The sequence below is a fragment of the Pseudomonas sp. LPH60 genome, assembly GCF_030718165.1.
GTDB lineage: Bacteria > Pseudomonadota > Gammaproteobacteria > Pseudomonadales > Pseudomonadaceae > Aquipseudomonas > Aquipseudomonas danubii.
Genome location: NZ_JAVAJH010000005.1, coordinates 467,431 through 482,677, shown reverse-complemented (window position 1 = coordinate 482,677; position 15,247 = coordinate 467,431). Strand labels below are relative to the sequence as shown.

At 62.1% G+C, this 15,247-nt stretch carries 13 protein-coding genes; 6 read left to right on the top strand and 7 right to left on the bottom strand.

The features are described from left to right. The first annotated feature begins 37 nt into the window (after positions 1-37). Positions 38-1,117 carry a tRNA epoxyqueuosine(34) reductase QueG gene (queG, locus tag Q8O96_RS20675; protein WP_115581478.1) on the top strand — a complete coding sequence of 360 codons (1,080 nt, stop codon included), beginning with the start codon at positions 38-40 and terminating at the stop codon, positions 1,115-1,117. Here the strand turns inward: queG and Q8O96_RS20670 are convergent. Further along, complete coding sequence (locus Q8O96_RS20670) at positions 1,099-1,713, bottom strand: trimeric intracellular cation channel family protein (protein ID WP_169893104.1); 615 nt, start codon at positions 1,711-1,713, stop codon at positions 1,099-1,101. The genes queG and Q8O96_RS20670 overlap by 19 nt on opposite strands. Positions 1,714-1,829: 116 nt before the next feature. Then, positions 1,830-2,372 carry an oligoribonuclease gene (gene orn, locus Q8O96_RS20665; protein WP_011058931.1) on the bottom strand — a complete coding sequence of 181 codons (543 nt, stop codon included), beginning with the start codon at positions 2,370-2,372 and terminating at the stop codon, positions 1,830-1,832. 107 nt (positions 2,373-2,479) lie between these two features. Between orn and rsgA the strand changes: the two genes are divergently transcribed. Continuing rightward, positions 2,480-3,511 carry a small ribosomal subunit biogenesis GTPase RsgA gene (rsgA, locus tag Q8O96_RS20660; protein ID WP_110595440.1) on the top strand — a complete coding sequence of 344 codons (1,032 nt, stop codon included), beginning with the start codon at positions 2,480-2,482 and terminating at the stop codon, positions 3,509-3,511. A 52-nt stretch (positions 3,512-3,563) separates the two neighbouring features. Here the strand turns inward: rsgA and motB are convergent, their stop codons facing one another. Beyond that, positions 3,564-4,628 (bottom strand): flagellar motor protein MotB, encoded by a 1,065-nt coding sequence (gene motB, locus Q8O96_RS20655; protein ID WP_102862902.1) that lies wholly within the window; start codon positions 4,626-4,628, stop codon positions 3,564-3,566. A 3-nt stretch (positions 4,629-4,631) separates the two neighbouring features. After that, positions 4,632-5,483, bottom strand: coding sequence for a flagellar motor stator protein MotA (gene motA, locus Q8O96_RS20650; protein WP_102862901.1), 852 nt, complete (start codon positions 5,481-5,483; stop codon positions 4,632-4,634). A gap of 166 nt (positions 5,484-5,649) precedes the next feature. On the opposite strand from motA, the gene Q8O96_RS20645 reads away from it, so the two are divergent. Genes Q8O96_RS20645 through asd form a run of 3 tightly spaced genes read left to right on the top strand, consistent with a single transcriptional unit; the run spans position 5,650 to position 8,926 of the window. Then, complete coding sequence (locus Q8O96_RS20645; RefSeq protein ID WP_305949314.1) at positions 5,650-7,188, top strand: HDOD domain-containing protein; 1,539 nt, start codon at positions 5,650-5,652, stop codon at positions 7,186-7,188. 43 nt (positions 7,189-7,231) lie between these two features. Then, entirely contained in the window at positions 7,232-8,047 is an 816-nt protein-coding gene (gene rhdA / locus Q8O96_RS20640) for a thiosulfate sulfurtransferase (protein ID WP_115581476.1), read from the top strand. A gap of 18 nt (positions 8,048-8,065) precedes the next feature. Further along, entirely contained in the window at positions 8,066-8,926 is an 861-nt protein-coding gene (gene asd, locus Q8O96_RS20635) for an archaetidylserine decarboxylase (RefSeq protein WP_305949313.1), read from the top strand. A 72-nt stretch (positions 8,927-8,998) separates the two neighbouring features. On the opposite strand, the gene serB is transcribed toward asd, so the two are convergent. Continuing rightward, entirely contained in the window at positions 8,999-10,213 is a 1,215-nt protein-coding gene (serB, locus tag Q8O96_RS20630) for a phosphoserine phosphatase SerB (protein ID WP_102862897.1), read from the bottom strand. A gap of 133 nt (positions 10,214-10,346) precedes the next feature. Between serB and Q8O96_RS20625 the strand changes: the two genes are divergently transcribed. Further along, positions 10,347-11,873, top strand: coding sequence for an AhpA/YtjB family protein (locus tag Q8O96_RS20625; RefSeq protein ID WP_305949312.1), 1,527 nt, complete (start codon positions 10,347-10,349; stop codon positions 11,871-11,873). A gap of 224 nt (positions 11,874-12,097) precedes the next feature. Here the strand turns inward: Q8O96_RS20625 and Q8O96_RS20620 are convergent, their stop codons facing one another. Next, positions 12,098-12,808, bottom strand: a complete 711-nt coding sequence (locus Q8O96_RS20620) for a membrane integrity-associated transporter subunit PqiC (RefSeq protein WP_102882020.1) — start codon at positions 12,806-12,808, stop codon at positions 12,098-12,100. Between the two features lie 179 nt (positions 12,809-12,987). After that, on the bottom strand, positions 12,988-15,246 hold the full coding sequence (gene parC, locus Q8O96_RS20615; protein WP_102862894.1) for a DNA topoisomerase IV subunit A: 2,259 nt from the start codon (positions 15,244-15,246) through the stop codon (positions 12,988-12,990). Position 15,247 lies beyond the last annotated feature (1 nt).

Below are 15,247 nucleotides of genomic sequence, written 5' to 3'. Positions count from 1 at the left end.
GAATTATACGCACCTCAGCTCCGGTTTCTCTCGCCTCATGCCCGCTATTACCCAGGATCTCCCCGCTCTCGCCCAATCGATCAAGGACTGGGGCCGCGAACTGGGCTTTCAACAAGTCGGTATCAGCGGCCTGGACCTGGCCGAGCATGAGCAGCATCTGGAGCGCTGGCTCGCCGCCGGCTACCACGGCGAAATGGAATACATGGGCGCCCATGGCAGCAAACGCTCCCATCCCGATCAGTTGGTGCCCGGCACGCTACGGGTGGTATCGCTGCGCATGGACTACCTGCCCGGCGACACCCAGATGGCCCAGCGCCTGGCCGAACCGTCCAAGGCTTATGTCTCGCGCTACGCCTTGGGCCGCGACTATCACAAGCTCATCCGCAAACGTGTGCAGCAGTTGGCCGAACGCATCCAGCAAGCCATTGGCCCCTTTGGCTACCGCGCGTTCGTCGACAGCGCACCGGTACTTGAAAAAGCCATCGCCGAGCAGGCCGGGCTCGGCTGGATCGGCAAGAACACCCTGGTGCTCAACCGCAAGGCCGGCAGCTACTTCTTCCTCAGCGAGCTGTTCGTCGACCTGCCGCTGCCCGTGGACGAACCCCACGCCACCGAACATTGCGGACGCTGCACCGCCTGCCTGGACATCTGCCCGACCAATGCCTTCGTCGGCCCCTATGTACTGGATGCCCGGCGCTGCATTTCCTACCTGACCATCGAGCTGAAAAACGCCATTCCCGAAGACCTGCGCCCACTGATCGGCAATCGGGTATTCGGCTGCGATGACTGCCAGATCGTCTGCCCCTGGAACCGCTTCGCCCGCCCCTCGGCAGAAGGCGACTTCAAACCCCGGCACAACCTGGACAATGCCGAACTGGCGGAACTGTTCATGTGGGACGAGGACAAGTTCCTCAGCAGCACCGAAGGCTCGCCCCTGCGCCGTGCCGGCTATGAGCGCTGGCTGCGCAACCTGGCGGTGGGCCTGGGCAACGCGCCCTCAAGCATTCCGGTGCTGGAAGCGCTCAAGGCCCGCCAGGACTATCCCTCGGAACTGGTCCGCGAACACGTGGAATGGGCCCTGGCGCAGCACGCCAACCGTCAATGCTCGTCGTTGTAGACGAACTTGGGCATTTCCCAGTGAAAACGGATCGCCAGCAGGCGCAATAGAAAGCCACCGAACAGGGTGACCAGGATCGACTGCTCGCTGGGCAGCTGCAAATAGATGCACAGCATGTAGCACCAGGCCGCGGCGAAGGACACGCTGGCGTACAGCTCACGGCGGAAGATCAGGGGAATGTCGTTGCAGAAAATATCCCGGAGGATGCCGCCAAAGACCCCGGTGATCACCCCGCTGACCGACGCCACCAGCATGCCGTGGCCCATTTCCAGGGCGGTCATGCAGCCGATCAGGGTAAAGGCCACCAGACCCACGGCGTCGAGCACCAGAAACAGCGAACGCAGGTGACGCATCAGGGGCGCGATAAAGATCGTCACCAACGCCGCCACCGAGGTCAGTACCAGGTATTCCGGGTGCTTGACCCAGGTCAGCGGGTAATGCCCCAACAGCACATCACGCACCGAACCACCGCCGAGCGCAGTGACACAGGCGATCAGCACCACGCCAAACCAGTCCATGCCACGCCGGCCGGCAGACAGGGCGCCGGTCATGGCTTCGGCGGTAATGGCGATCAGATAAAGCATCAACAGCATGATGGCGGTCCTTACAGGAAGGCGCGCAGTCTACTCAGTTGAGGCGAGCACCAAAAGAGGGCGGGTACGGGCGCCGCTTGCAGCGTGCGCCCGTTCGCCGGCAAGCCGGCTCCTGCAGGTCAGAATTTGATGAAGTGCTTGCGGTAGTGCTGCAGCTCGGCGATGGACTCGCGGATGTCGTCCAGGGCCAGATGGGTGCTGCCTTTCTTGAAGCTGTCGCGCACGTCAGGAGCCCAGCGGGCGGCTAGTTCCTTGAGGGTCGAAACGTCCAGGTTGCGGTAATGGAAGTAGCTTTCCAGAGCCTTCATGTGGCGATAGAGGAAGCGCCGATCCTGGCAGATGCTGTTGCCACAGATGGGCGACTTGCCCTTGGGTACCCACTGCTCCAGAAAGGCAATGGTCTGGGCTTCGGCTTCGGCCATGCTGATGCGGCTTTCGCGAACCCGCTGGGTCAGGCCGGAACCACCGTGCTGGCGAGTGTTCCACTCGTCCATGCCGGCAAGGATCTCGTCACTCTGGTGGATAGCGATGACCGGCCCTTCAGCCAAGGTGTTCAGATTGCTGTCAGTGACAATGGTCGCCATCTCGATGATGACGTCGGTGTCGGGGTTCAGACCGGTCATTTCCAGATCGATCCAAATCAGGTTCTGTGGGTTTTGCATGGGGGGCTCCTCGGCGTAGTTGCGCAGTTTAGCCTAGAGGGCCTGCCCGGCGTGCTAAACTCGCCGCCGTTTTACCTATCCGCCGTAATTATCAACACGGAACACCAATGGCCAAACGCCAGCTCAATCGTCGCCAAAACTGGCGCATCGAAAAGATTCAGGGTGAGCGCGCTGCCCGCGCCGCCAAACGCGAGTCCTCCGCCGTAGAGGCGCTGGAGGGTGGCGACCTTGGCCCGGAACAGACCGGCCTGGTCATTGCTCACTTCGGCGTGCAGGTCGAGGTTGAAGCCCGGGAAGGTGAGCTGGCCGGCCAGGTGTTCCGCTGCTACCTGCGAGCCAACCTGCCAGCGCTGGTGACCGGCGATCAGGTGGTCTGGCGCGCCGGCAATCAGGGCATCGGGGTGATCGTCGCGCAATTGCCGCGCAGCACCGAGCTGTGCCGACCGGACAGCCGTGGCCAGCTCAAGCCGGTGGCCGCCAACGTCGACATGATCGTGATCGTGTTTGCCCCCATGCCCGAACCCCACGCCAATCTTATCGACCGCTACCTGGTTGCCGCCGAGCACGCCGGGATTCGGCCGCTGCTGCTGCTGAACAAGGCCGACCTGATCGACGAGCAGAACGCTCCGGCACTCAATGCCTTGCTGGCGGTCTATCGCCAACTGGGCTATCCGCTGCTGGAAGTCTCGGCCCACCACGGCGATGGCATGGAGCAACTGCAAGGCTTGCTGGACGGACGCATCAGCGTATTCGTGGGGCAATCGGGGGTGGGCAAGTCATCCTTGGTGAACAGCCTGCTGCCGGAAGTCGAAACCCGAGTCGGCCCGCTGTCGGAGTACTCCGGACAGGGCACCCACACCACCACGACAGCGCGACTGTTCCACTTCCCGGGCGGCGGTGAACTGATCGACTCCCCCGGCATCCGCGAATTCGGCCTGGGGCATGTCAGCCGCGCCGATGTCGAAGCTGGCTTCATCGAGTTCAACGACTTGCTGGGTACCTGCCGCTTCCGTGACTGCAAGCATGATCGCGAGCCGGGCTGTGCATTGCTCAAGGCTTTGGAAGACGGGCGCATCCAGCAGCAACGGATGAACAGCTACCGCTCGATCCTCGCCAGCCTGCCAGACAGCGGCTACTGAGCCGAGCACCGTAGAAACAACAAGGCCGCGATCTTCGCGGCCTTGTTGTTTGTCACCTGACGGTTCCCGGCTTGGGAGCCGGCGCCTGGCCGGCCGATCCCTGCTCATCCATCTTCAATACGCCATCCTCGAAGATGTTCATGCGCTGGCGCACTTCATGAGCGGGCAACGGCTCGCTACCCGGCGGCAAGGCATTCGGGTCCGCCGCCGCACCCGGCACTTCACCTGGCGCCCCAGTGCCCTGGTTGGGCGCAGGAGCGTTTGGATCGGTCTGCTCGCCTTCGATAGCGCGCTGGGCCTTCTTGGTCAGCACCACAATATCGATCCGCCGGTTGACCGGGTTGAGCGGATTCTTGCGGTCGAACAGCGCAGAGGAGGCAAAGCCCACCACCCGCGCCACTTGCGGATCGGGATAACCGCCAGCCACCAGAGCCCGACGCGCAGCGTTGGCACGGTTGGCGGACAGTTCCCAGTTGCCGAACTCACCACTGCCGGCATATGGCGTGGCATCGGTATGACCGCTGATGCTGATCTTGTTCGGCACCGCCTTGATGGTGTCGGCCATGGCCAGCAGGATGTCTTCGAAATACGGCTTCAGACGTGCGCTGCCAGAGTCGAACATCGGCCGGTTCTCGGCATCCATGATCTGGATCCGCAAGCCGTCCGGAGTGATTTCGAAGAGGATCTGGTCCTTGAACTTCTGCAGTTGGGGATTCTCTTCAACCTTGTTCTGCAACTCTTGTAGCAGCAGTTCGAGACGCTCGCGCTCCACCTGCTCGGCCATGCCCTCCACCTGATCGGCATCCACCGTGACCTTGTCCGGTTGCGGCTGGGACTTGATCTCGGGGTTTAGGGTGTTATCCGGCGCCAGTTCGGGAGAGCCACCCAGATCAATGATGTAGGGTGTGCCGCTTTCCGAGAAGCCGATCGGGTCCTTGAAGTAACCGGCGATGGCGATCTTCTGTTCCGGGGTTGCGGTGGACAAGAGCCACAGCACCAGGAAGAACGCCATCATCGCCGTGGCGAAGTCGGCGAAGGCGATTTTCCAAGCGCCCCCGTGATGCCCGCCAGCGAAGCGCTTGACGCGCTTGATGATAATCGGCTGATTATTTTCCATGACTTAACGACCGCGAACCGCTTGTTCCAGCTCGGCGAAGCTAGGACGGTGCGCTGGGTACAGAACCTTGCGCCCGAACTCCACCGCCAGCGAAGGCGGCATGCCGGAAGCCGAAGCGACCAGGGACGCCTTGATGGCTTCGTAGACGTTCAGCTCTTCCTTCGCATCGTGCGCCAGGGAAGTGGCCAACGGACCAAAGAAACCATAGGCCGCGAGGATACCGAAGAAGGTCCCGACCAACGCCGCACCTACGTGCAAGCCAATGGACGCCTGGTCGCCATCCCCCAGGGACGCCATGGTTACCACGATCCCCAATACCGCCGCCACGATACCGAAACCGGGCATGCCATCGGCGATCCCGGTAACTGCATGGGAGGGATGCTCAAGGTCTTCCTTGAGACTGAACAGTTCCATGTCGAACAACCCTTCCAGCTCGTGAGGAGCCATGTTGCCGGAGGACATGATGCGCAGGTAGTCACAGACAAAAGCGGTCATGCGCTCATCTTTGAGCACTGCAGGATACTTGGCGAAAATCGGACTGGCCGCAGCGTCCTCGATGTCACCCTCGATGGCCATCATGCCTTCGCGACGACTTTTGTTGAGGATCTCGTAGATCAGCCCCAGCACTTCCAGATAGAAGGTGTGAGTGAAGCGCGAACCGAACATACCCAGCGACTTTTTGATGACATGCATCGTCATATAGCCTGGGTTGGCCTGGAGGAATGCGCCAAAGGCAGCACCACCAATGATCAAAACCTCGAAAGGCTGGATCAGTGCCGCGATTTTGCCGTGTGAAAGCACGTATCCGCCGAGCACGCTCGCGAATACGACGATGATGCCGATAATTTTAGCCATAGGTAGGAGAGTACTTACTGAGTCGGGTTCAAGGTCATATTCGGAAGTTCTTAAAACTCTTCTTCTACTTATCGGCAAAACTGCGCCAGACTATAGCCAGTTAAGGCGAAAAGCCAGTTTGGCCCGCTCTGGGCGTGTTCACAGCAGACGATGATTGCGCCCGACCATGTCTAATGAAACCAACGTCCCACATTCCCCGCCCACCTCTCTCGACGCCTGGGTAAAGCTCCTCAATGGCGTGCGCTTGCCCGTGCCGCAAGCCAGCCATGATCGAGTGTGCAAAGCCATCGCCAACAATCGCAGTTCGCTGCGGGACATTGCCGAACTGATGCAAAACAGCCCGGCGCTGGCCCTGAGCGTGATCCGCGAAGCCAACCGGCACTCCCACGGCAGCATGAGCGAACCGGCAGAAAACCTGGAGGTCGCGGTCAACCGCCTGGGACTCAAGCGCACCGAAGAACTGCTCGAACAACTGCCCACCCTGCCAGAGGAACAGATTCCGCAGGCTCTGCGTCAGTTGCAACTGATCAGCCAACACGCCACCCAGCAAGCCAACGGGTTTTTCGCCGGGCGCCTGGCCCGACTGTGGCAGGACATTCACTGGGGCAGCCTGCTGCTCCTCTCGCCACTGTGGGCCATGGCCCTGGTCTACCCCAAGCTCGTGGAAGAATGGGAACTGCGAGTCATCTATAAGCACGAGTCGGCTCGTCAGGTAGAAATGCAACTGTTCGGCGTTCGGCTGATGGAATTGTGCCAGGCCCTGGTCCATGCCTGGCACCTGCCAATCTGGGTTCGGCAGGGTTATCGCCTGCTGACCCAGGAGCAGCGTCAACTGGCCAAGGTCATGCTGATCGCCCGCGACAGCGAACATCCGCTGCGCCAGCAACAGCGCCTGGATGCCGATCCGGACCTGCAGCGCTGGCTGAACCAGCCAGCCAACTGCGTCCTGCTGGCCAACGGCCTGGCCTTGGCGGCGCAGCACTCCTGGAACAACGCTCATGGCCGACGCTGGCAAAACCTTACCGGCCTGTATCTACAAATTCCGGTCGCCCAGGTCCAGCAACAGCTACACCAGCAGGCCGTAACCAGCGCTCGCAATGACAGCCAACCCGATCTCTGGCACCCGGCCCAGGCCCTGATCTGGCCCTGGGATGTCCGGCGCCTGCACAACGGTGAACAGCCGGTACCGGCTCCGACAGCCGAGGAGTTGGCCAAATGGCGCAAGCTCTGCAGCGAACTTCTACTGGAACCCAGCCCCTTCACCAATGCCGTGCACCTCACCAGCTTTGCCCGAGATGCCCTGGTGGCCTGCGGCATGCGTCGAGTGCTGTTACTGATGGTGGACCGCAGCCAGAGCCACCTGCGGGTACAGCAACTCTATGGCCTGCCCAAGGAAACAGCAGGGCTGACACTGCAGGCCAAACAGAGCACGGTCCTGCAACGCCTGCTGGAAAAATCTGCCCAGGTGCGCCTGACGCCGGCCAACAATGGGCAGTTCTCCGCCCACCTGCCAATCTCCTTGCGCCAGTTGTTTCGGGGCGAGCACCTGCTGATGCGTTCCCTGTCGTGCAACGGCCGGGTACTGATGCTGGCCGTGGCCGATCAGGGCGGCGTTCCGTTCTCGGAAATCAGCGTCCAGGCGTTCGGCAAGACCGCTCAGTGCATCGAAAAAGCCTTGCATAGCTTTACCAACCGCAGCCAATGACGCTTGCGCTACAATCCTTCCCTTTGTGCCCTGGGGACCTGACATGTCTGACTTCTCTGGCTTGCCGCTGGTCATCGAACCGAGCGACTTGCTCGCCCGCCTCGACGCCCGCGAACTGATCCTGGTCGACCTGACCAGCGCTGCCCGCTATGCAACCGGGCATATTCCCGGGGCGCGCTTCGTCGACCCCAAGCGCACCCAGCTCGGCCAGCCCCCCGCTCCCGGACTGCTACCGCCACAGAACGCACTTGAAGCGCTCTTCGGCGAGCTCGGGCACAACCCGGACGCGGTCTACGTGGTCTATGACGACGAAGGCGGAGGCTGGGCCGGCCGCTTCATCTGGCTGCTGGACGTGATCGGCCACAGTCGCTACCACTATCTGGACGGCGGCCTCACGGCCTGGCTGGCACAAAGCCTGCCAGTGACCACCGAAGTCCCGGCCCCGGCAGGCGGCCCAGTGCCCCTGATCCTGCATGACGAACCCACCGCCACCCGCGAATACCTGCAAAGCCGTCTCGGTGCAGCTGACCTGGCCATCTGGGACGCTCGCGGCCCGCTGGAATACTCCGGGGAGAAAGTCCTGGCCGCCAAGGGCGGACACATTCCCGGTGCGGTGAACTTCGAGTGGACCGCCGGCATGGACCAGGCGCGCCATCTGCGCATCCGCCGCGACATGCCGCAGATCCTCGCGGACCTGGGCATCAGCAAAGACAAAGAAGTGATCACCCACTGCCAGACCCACCACCGCTCGGGCTTCACCTATCTGGTGGCCAAGGCGCTGGGCTACCCACGGGTCAAGGGCTACGCCGGCTCCTGGGGCGAATGGGGCAATCATCCCGATACGCCCGTAGAGATTTAAGGTTTTTAAGGACACCCAATGAAAAAGCGTTTGTTCATCCTCAGTCAGTACCTGCTGCCTCATCACCTGCTGTCACGCCTGGCCGGCTGCATTGCCGAGTGCCGTGTGCGCTGGTTCAAGAATGCATTCACCAGCTGGTTCGCCAAGCAGTACCAAGTGAACATGTCCGAAGCCCAAGTGGAGGATGTGACGGCCTACGAACATTTCAATGCCTTCTTCACCCGCGCCCTGAAAGAGGGCGCACGTCCGCTGGACTCAACCCCAGGCGCAATCCTCAGCCCCGCCGACGGTGCCATCAGCCAACTGGGGCCGATCGAACACGGCCGGGTATTCCAGGCCAAGGGCCACAGCTACAGCGTGCTGGAACTGCTGGGTGGCGATCCGGCCCTGGCCGCGCCTTTCATGGGCGGCGACTTCGCCACCGTCTACCTGTCGCCCAAGGACTATCACCGAGTGCACATGCCCCTGGCCGGCACCCTACGGGAAATGGTCTACGTGCCCGGGCGGATCTTCTCGGTCAACCAGACCACCGCCGAGAATGTCCCGGAATTGTTCGCCCGCAACGAACGCGTGGTGTGCATTTTCGACACCGAGCGCGGCCCGATGGCGCTGGTACTGGTCGGCGCAATGATCGTCGCTTCGATTGAAACCGTCTGGGCCGGTCTGGTAACGCCACCCAAACGCGAGCTCAAGACCGTGCGCTACGACGAAGCAGCCCGCGCGCCCATCCATCTGGAAAAAGGCGCAGAGATGGGGCGCTTCAAACTGGGCTCCACGGCCATCGTGCTGTTTGGCCCGGATCAGGTGCAGTGGGCTGAAGAACTGGCCGCCGGCTCGCCAGTGCGGATGGGCCAGGGTATGGGTCTGCCCAAGGCTTGAGACCTGAATGCCGGACACAAAAAACGCCGCTGATCAGCGGCGTTTTTTATGGGCGGGGATTTTTCCCGGGACTCAGAGCTGCCCGTCGCGGTCGCGGAAACCCAGCAGATACAGCACGCCGTCCAGACCCAGGGTCGAGATCGCCTGCTTGGCCGATTGCTTGACCAGCGGCTTGGCACGGAACGCCACGCCCAAGCCGGCAATTCCCAGCATCGGCAAATCGTTGGCGCCATCACCCACAGCGATGGTCTGCTCCAGGCGCAGGCCTTCCTTGTGGGCCAGCTCGCGCAGCAGATCGGCCTTGCGCTGAGCGTCGACAATCGGCTCGATGGCGACGCCGGTGACCTTGCCGTCCACCACCTCCAGTTCGTTGGCGAACACGTAATCGATACCCAGCTTGGCCTGCAACTGCTTGGCAAAGTAGGTGAAGCCGCCGGAGAGAATCGCGGTCTTGTAGCCCAGGCGCTTGAGCTCGGCAAACAGGGTTTCGGCGCCCTCGGTCAGGCGCAGGGACGCGCCGATGGAATCCAGCACGCTGACGTCCAGCCCCTTGAGCAACGCCAGGCGCTCCTTGAAACTGGCACGAAAATCCAGCTCGCCGGCCATGGCCCGCTCGGTGATTTCTGCCACCCGCTCACCCACGCCTGCCGCCTTGGCCAGCTCGTCGATGACCTCGGCCTCGATCAGCGTCGAGTCCATGTCAAACACCGCCAGGCGGCGGTTGCGGCGGAACAGCGAATCTTCCTGGAAGGCGATGTCGACGTTCAGCTCCTGGGCCACGCTGAGGAATTCGGCTCGCAGGGCTTGCGGATCGGCGGCTTCGCCACGCACCGAAAACTCGATGCAGCCTTTGCCCTGATCGGCTGGCATATCCAGGGGCATGCGCCCGGACAGGCGATCGATGTGATCGATGTTCAGACCATACTTGGCAGTGATCGAACTCACACGCTGCAACTGCTCGGCGGTGACCTTGCGCGTCAGCAGGGTGACGATGTGGCGTTGCTTGCCCTGCCCGTCGACCCACTGCTGGTAGTCCTCCTCGGACACCGGTGTGAAACGCACCTGCTGATCGAGCTTGTAGGCGGTGAACAGAATGTCCTTGAGCACCGACGAACTCTGCTCGTTGCTGGGAATTTCAACCAGGATGCCGAACGACAAGGTGTCGTGGATCACCGCCTGACCGATGTCGAGAATGTTCACACCACCCTGGGCCAGAACACCCGTAATGGCCGCAGTCAGACCGGGACGATCTTCGCCGGTGATGTTTATCAGGACAATTTCGCGCAAGGCGCACCCCCGAGGTGGAAAAAAAGCGCATTCTACCCACTTTCGGTGACCATCGGGCACAGCCAGCGCTTTGCCGGTCTAGGGCCTGTCGCTATACTGCGCGTCAACTTCACGGACAAAAGAGCCGAGCTCAGTGAACCGGCCCACGCCAGTTAAAACCGATAACTTCTTCCTGCTGATCTTCCGTGCACTGCGCCACCGCCGTGTGCCGATTGCATTGCGCATTGCCAGCCATAACGTGATCCTGGTCGCCCTGGCCCTGGTGATCTATGCCGGTGTGATGGGCCTGCAGTTCAAGCAAGCCATGCACGAACAAGCCGACGCCCTGGGTCAGAGCCTGACCACCCAGACCGCCACTTCGGCCACCGAGCTGCTGGTGTCCAATGACATCCTCAGCCTCAACGTCCTGCTCAACAACCTGACCAAGAACCCGCTGGTCGCCCATGCGGCGATCTACAGCGTCGACAACCGCATCCTCGCCGAAGCCGGGCAACGCCCCAAGAGCAGCCTGCTGGGTGAAACCGAGGGCGTTTACCAGACCAAGATCACCTTCCAGGACGTGACCGCCGGCAACCTGCGGATCAGCCTGGACATGGCGCAGTTCCAGCAGCCGATGACCATCAGCCTGCAGAGCATGGGCATTCTCAGCGCCATCCTGCTGGCCCTGGCTCTGGCCCTGAGCCTGCGCCTGGGTCGCCACATCTCCACCCCGCTGCTGCAACTGCGGGTCTGGCTGCGGGACCTGGATGAGCACACCCCGGCGACCCAGCGCCAGGACGAAATTGGTGATCTGGCGCGCCAACTGCACGCTCGCCTGGTACCGGAAAAGCCCGAGCCAGAGCCGCAGCCAGAGCTCGAAGAGCAGGATGACGAGGAACACGAAGCCACATTCGAAGTGCGTAACCTGCGTGACCCAAGCTTTGATGAAAGCACCCCGCTCGCCGGTCTGAAGCCTGCGCCACGGCATCTGGTCAGCGCCGAGGAGGACGAACTGGACGAAGAAGATCCGTTCGCCGACCTGCGTGATCACTCGTCGACTCCCGCCCCCAAACCTGCGCTGCAACCCCAGGTCCCGGCTCAGCCTCAGCACAGCGCAGTACTCGCAGTGCAGTTGGGAGCCCAGGAGCAACTGCGCCGCCTGCCCCGCGCGCGGCTGATGGAACTGCTGGAGCGCTATCGCGATTGCCTCGACCAGGCGGCCTCGCTGTACCAGAGCGAACTGCACACCCTGAACGATGGCAGCACGCTGATGCTGTTCCATAGCGAAGACAGCGGCGACGACTACCTCACCAACGCCATTTGCTGCGGCGAGCTGTTGCGTGCTCTGGGCCATGCCCTGCAGATCGAAGTGGCGGACAGCGGCATCACCCTGCAACTGCAATTGGGCCTGACGCTGGGCGAAGGACTGTTCGGCCTGAGCCAGATCGACCTGCTGCTGACCGAAACCGCCCAGGACGCCCTGGCGCTATCCCAGCACAGCCGCAATCTGCTGCTGGTGGAGCGCCAGATCAATGACGACGCGCTGATCCGTCAGCGCGCGCGTATCCGCCCTATCGCCAGCCCGGAAGGAGCTTGCTGTGTCGAACGGCTGATGGAGCCCTATCCGTCAATGCTGGAACGGCAATTGGCGCGCATGCATGAGACACGGGCCAAGCTGTAAGGCTCGCACCATGCAAGAAACAGCCCGCCAAGTGCGGGCTTTTTTGTGGCCTTCGTGTAGCCACTGACGCAGCTTGCGACAAGCCCCGAAGGAGCTTCAGCGCGAGGCATGACTGCGGCCTGCTCGCAGACCACAAGGATGGTGCCGGCCATATGAAACACCTGCCACAGCCAGTAACGAAAAGGCCCGCGGATTAGGCGGGCCTTGTCTTGCAGCGGCTCAACTCAGAATCTGAACACTTCCATATCCGTACGGATTGGCGTGGCCATTGGGATCTTCGGCTGCTTCTCATGCTCGGCAGGCTTGGGCGCAGGTGCCGGCGGCGCCTTGCGTGGCACTTCTGCCACCGCTGGCTGATTGGCCAAGGGTTTGAGGGCGACCGACAATTGCTCGGCCAGACGCTGCAACAAAACGCCCTGGGCCTGGACCTGAGACGCCGTGGTACCCGCATGCTGCTCCTGCAGGTGAACAATGCGGTTGTCCCGCACCTGACCACGACGATCGATCAGGCGCCACTGAGCATCCAGTACCGCCGGTTGCGACTTGCCGGAATCCAGGCGAGTGATCGACAGCAGTACCTGGACATCCGGAGTGAAGCCGCTGGTGGCCGGCGCCAGAACCACGCGCTGGCTATCCAGGTGGCCGGCCACCTGGCGCAGCAGCAACTGGTCGATGTCCGAAGACAAGCTACCGGCCCAACGGCCATCGGTGGAGGCTTGCAGGCTGCCATCGTCCTGGCGTTGCAAGAGGGTTTCCCGTTGCAGGTAGTCAGCGATCAACACCGGCCCCAACAATACCGACATGCCGGCACTGGCCGGCTGGGCTGGACTTCCGCTGTCCAGCTGATACAGCGACACCGGCTGGTGTACGCTGCAACCCGCCAGGCCAAAAACGCCCGCGAGCAAGAAAACAAGAGGAAGGCGCAGAGCAGTCATCATCCCATCCAAGTGGCGGCCACAAGGCTGGCCACAGTGTAAATACTCAAAAAAATTGAATAACGCCCGGCCACGCCAGCGTTTGAAACGCGCATATCATCCGTGAATATGCGCCATGACTCCAGTGTTCTAGCGTTGATCTGGCGCTTAAGTCCAAGATCGAACGCTCTAGCCCGCCCTTAACTGAGCGGCTCTACCAACAACGCATCGACCCGCTGGAAACCGCGAGGCAGTTTGTTGCCACGACGCCCGCGCTCGCCCTTGTAGTGTTCAAGGTCATCGGCCTTCAACGACAAGGTGCGCTTGCCCGCCTGCAACACCAGGGTCGCGCCATCGGGCAGTACCGCGATGTCGGTGACGTACTCTTCGCGGCTGGCCACGCGCTCACCGGGAATGCCGATGATCTTGTTGCCCTTGCCTTTGCCCAACTGCGGCAGGTCGCTGATCTTGAACACCAGCAGACGCCCCTCGGTGGTCACCGAGGCCAGCCAGTTCTGCTCGCGGTCGGCCACCGGCCGCGGCGCCAGGACCTTGGCGTTGTTCGGCAGGCTCAACAGCGCCTTGCCCGCCTTGTTCTTGGCCTGCAGATCTTCGCCCTTGACCACGAAGCCATAGCCCGCGTCGGAAGCGATCACATACAAGGCATCGTCATCGGGCAACAGTACGCACTCGAACGTCGCACCCGGTGGCGGCGTCAGACGACCGGTCAACGGCTCGCCCTGACCACGGGCCGATGGCAGCGTGTGGGCCGCCACCGAGTAACTGCGGCCGGTGGAGTCGATGAACACCGCGAACTGGTTGGAACGCCCCGCAGCAGCAGTCTTGTAACCGTCACCGGCCTTGTAGGACAAACCAGTGGCGTCAATATCATGCCCCTTGGCACAGCGAACCCAGCCTTTTTCCGACAGAACGATGGTCACCGGCTCGGTGGGCATCAGCTCGTTTTCCGACAGTGCCTTGGCTTCCGCACGGGCGACGATCGGGGAACGACGGTCGTCGCCGTAGGTTTGTGCGTCTTGCAGCAATTCGGTACGTACCAGCTTCTTCAGCTTGCTCTCGCTGTTGAGCAGGGCTTGCAGCTTGGCCTGCTCCTTGAGCAATTCATCCTGCTCGGCCCGCAGCTTCATCTCTTCCAGACGCGCCAACTGCCGCAGGCGGGTATCGAGGATATAGTCGGCCTGGATTTCGCTGAGGGCAAAACGCTCGATCAGCTTGGCCCGCGGATGCTCCTCGGTACGGATGATGTGAATCACCTCATCCAGGTTGAGGTAAGCGATCAGCAAACCGTCCAACAGATGCAGGCGACGCTCGACCTTGTCCAGGCGGAACTGCAGGCGCCGGCGCACGGTGGCCACCCGGAACTCCAGCCATTCCACCAGCAACGCCCGCAGGTTCTTCAACTGCGGCTTGCCGTCCAGACCGATGATGTTGATGTTGACCCGGTAGGTCGATTCCAGCTCGGTGGTGGCGAACAGGTGCTGCATCAGCTCATCGGGATCGACCCGGTTGGAGCGCGGGATGATCACGATGCGGCAGGGGTTCTCATGGTCCGACTCGTCCCGCAGATCGGCCACCATCGGCAATTTCTTGGCCTGCATCTGCGCGGCAATCTGCTCCAGCACCTTGGCCCCGGAGACCTGGTGCGGCAGCGCGGTGACAATAATGTCGCCATCCTCGATCCGATACACGGCGCGCATGCGCACCGAGCCACGGCCGGTTTCATAGATCTTCAGCAGGTCGGCGCGCGGGGTGATGATTTCCGCTTCGGTGGGGTAATCCGGCCCCTGGATATGCTCGCAGAGCTGCTCCACCGTGGCCTTGGGTTCGTCCAGCAGACGCACGCAGGCCGAAGCCACTTCCCGCAGGTTGTGCGGCGGCACGTCGGTGGCCATGCCCACGGCGATACCGGTGGTGCCGTTGAGCAGGATATTCGGCAGACGCGCCGGCAATACCAGAGGTTCCTGCAAGGTGCCGTCGAAGTTCGGCCCCCAGTCCGCAGTGCCCTGGCCCAGCTCGCTGAGCAGCACTTCGGAATAGCGTGACAGACGCGCCTCGGTGTAACGCATGGCCGCAAAGGACTTGGGATCGTCCGGCGCACCCCAGTTGCCCTGGCCGTCCACCAGCGTGTAGCGATAGCTGAAGGGCTGTGCCATCAGCACCATGGCTTCGTAGCAGGCGGAATCCCCGTGAGGGTGGAACTTACCGAGTACATCACCCACGGTACGCGCGGATTTCTTGTGCTTGGAATCGGCATCCAGCCCCAGCTCACTCATGGCGTAGACGATACGCCGCTGTACCGGTTTCAGGCCGTCGCCGATATGCGGCAAAGCACGGTCCATGATCACGTACATGGAGTAGTTGAGGTAGGCACTTTCGGTGAAGTCAGCCAGTGACCGGCGTTCTACGCCATCCAGGCTGAGATCAAGGGAGTCGCTCATG

What these genes read in the sequence shown, in the direction of transcription:
- queG (WP_115581478.1), top strand. Translation starts at nt 38, where the DNA reads ATGCCCGCTATTACCCAGGATCTCCCCGCTCTCGCCCAATCGATCAAG.
- orn (WP_011058931.1), bottom strand. Translation starts at nt 2,372, where the DNA reads ATGCAAAACCCACAGAACCTGATTTGGATCGATCTGGAAATGACCGGT.
- rsgA (WP_110595440.1), top strand. Translation starts at nt 2,480, where the DNA reads ATGGCCAAACGCCAGCTCAATCGTCGCCAAAACTGGCGCATCGAAAAG.
- motA (WP_102862901.1), bottom strand. Translation starts at nt 5,483, where the DNA reads ATGGCTAAAATTATCGGCATCATCGTCGTATTCGCGAGCGTGCTCGGC.
- Q8O96_RS20645 (WP_305949314.1), top strand. Translation starts at nt 5,650, where the DNA reads ATGTCTAATGAAACCAACGTCCCACATTCCCCGCCCACCTCTCTCGAC.
- parC (WP_102862894.1), bottom strand. Translation starts at nt 15,246, where the DNA reads ATGAGCGACTCCCTTGATCTCAGCCTGGATGGCGTAGAACGCCGGTCA.
- motB (WP_102862902.1), bottom strand. Translation starts at nt 4,628, where the DNA reads ATGGAAAATAATCAGCCGATTATCATCAAGCGCGTCAAGCGCTTCGCT.
- rhdA (WP_115581476.1), top strand. Translation starts at nt 7,232, where the DNA reads ATGTCTGACTTCTCTGGCTTGCCGCTGGTCATCGAACCGAGCGACTTG.
- asd (WP_305949313.1), top strand. Translation starts at nt 8,066, where the DNA reads ATGAAAAAGCGTTTGTTCATCCTCAGTCAGTACCTGCTGCCTCATCAC.
- Q8O96_RS20620 (WP_102882020.1), bottom strand. Translation starts at nt 12,808, where the DNA reads ATGACTGCTCTGCGCCTTCCTCTTGTTTTCTTGCTCGCGGGCGTTTTT.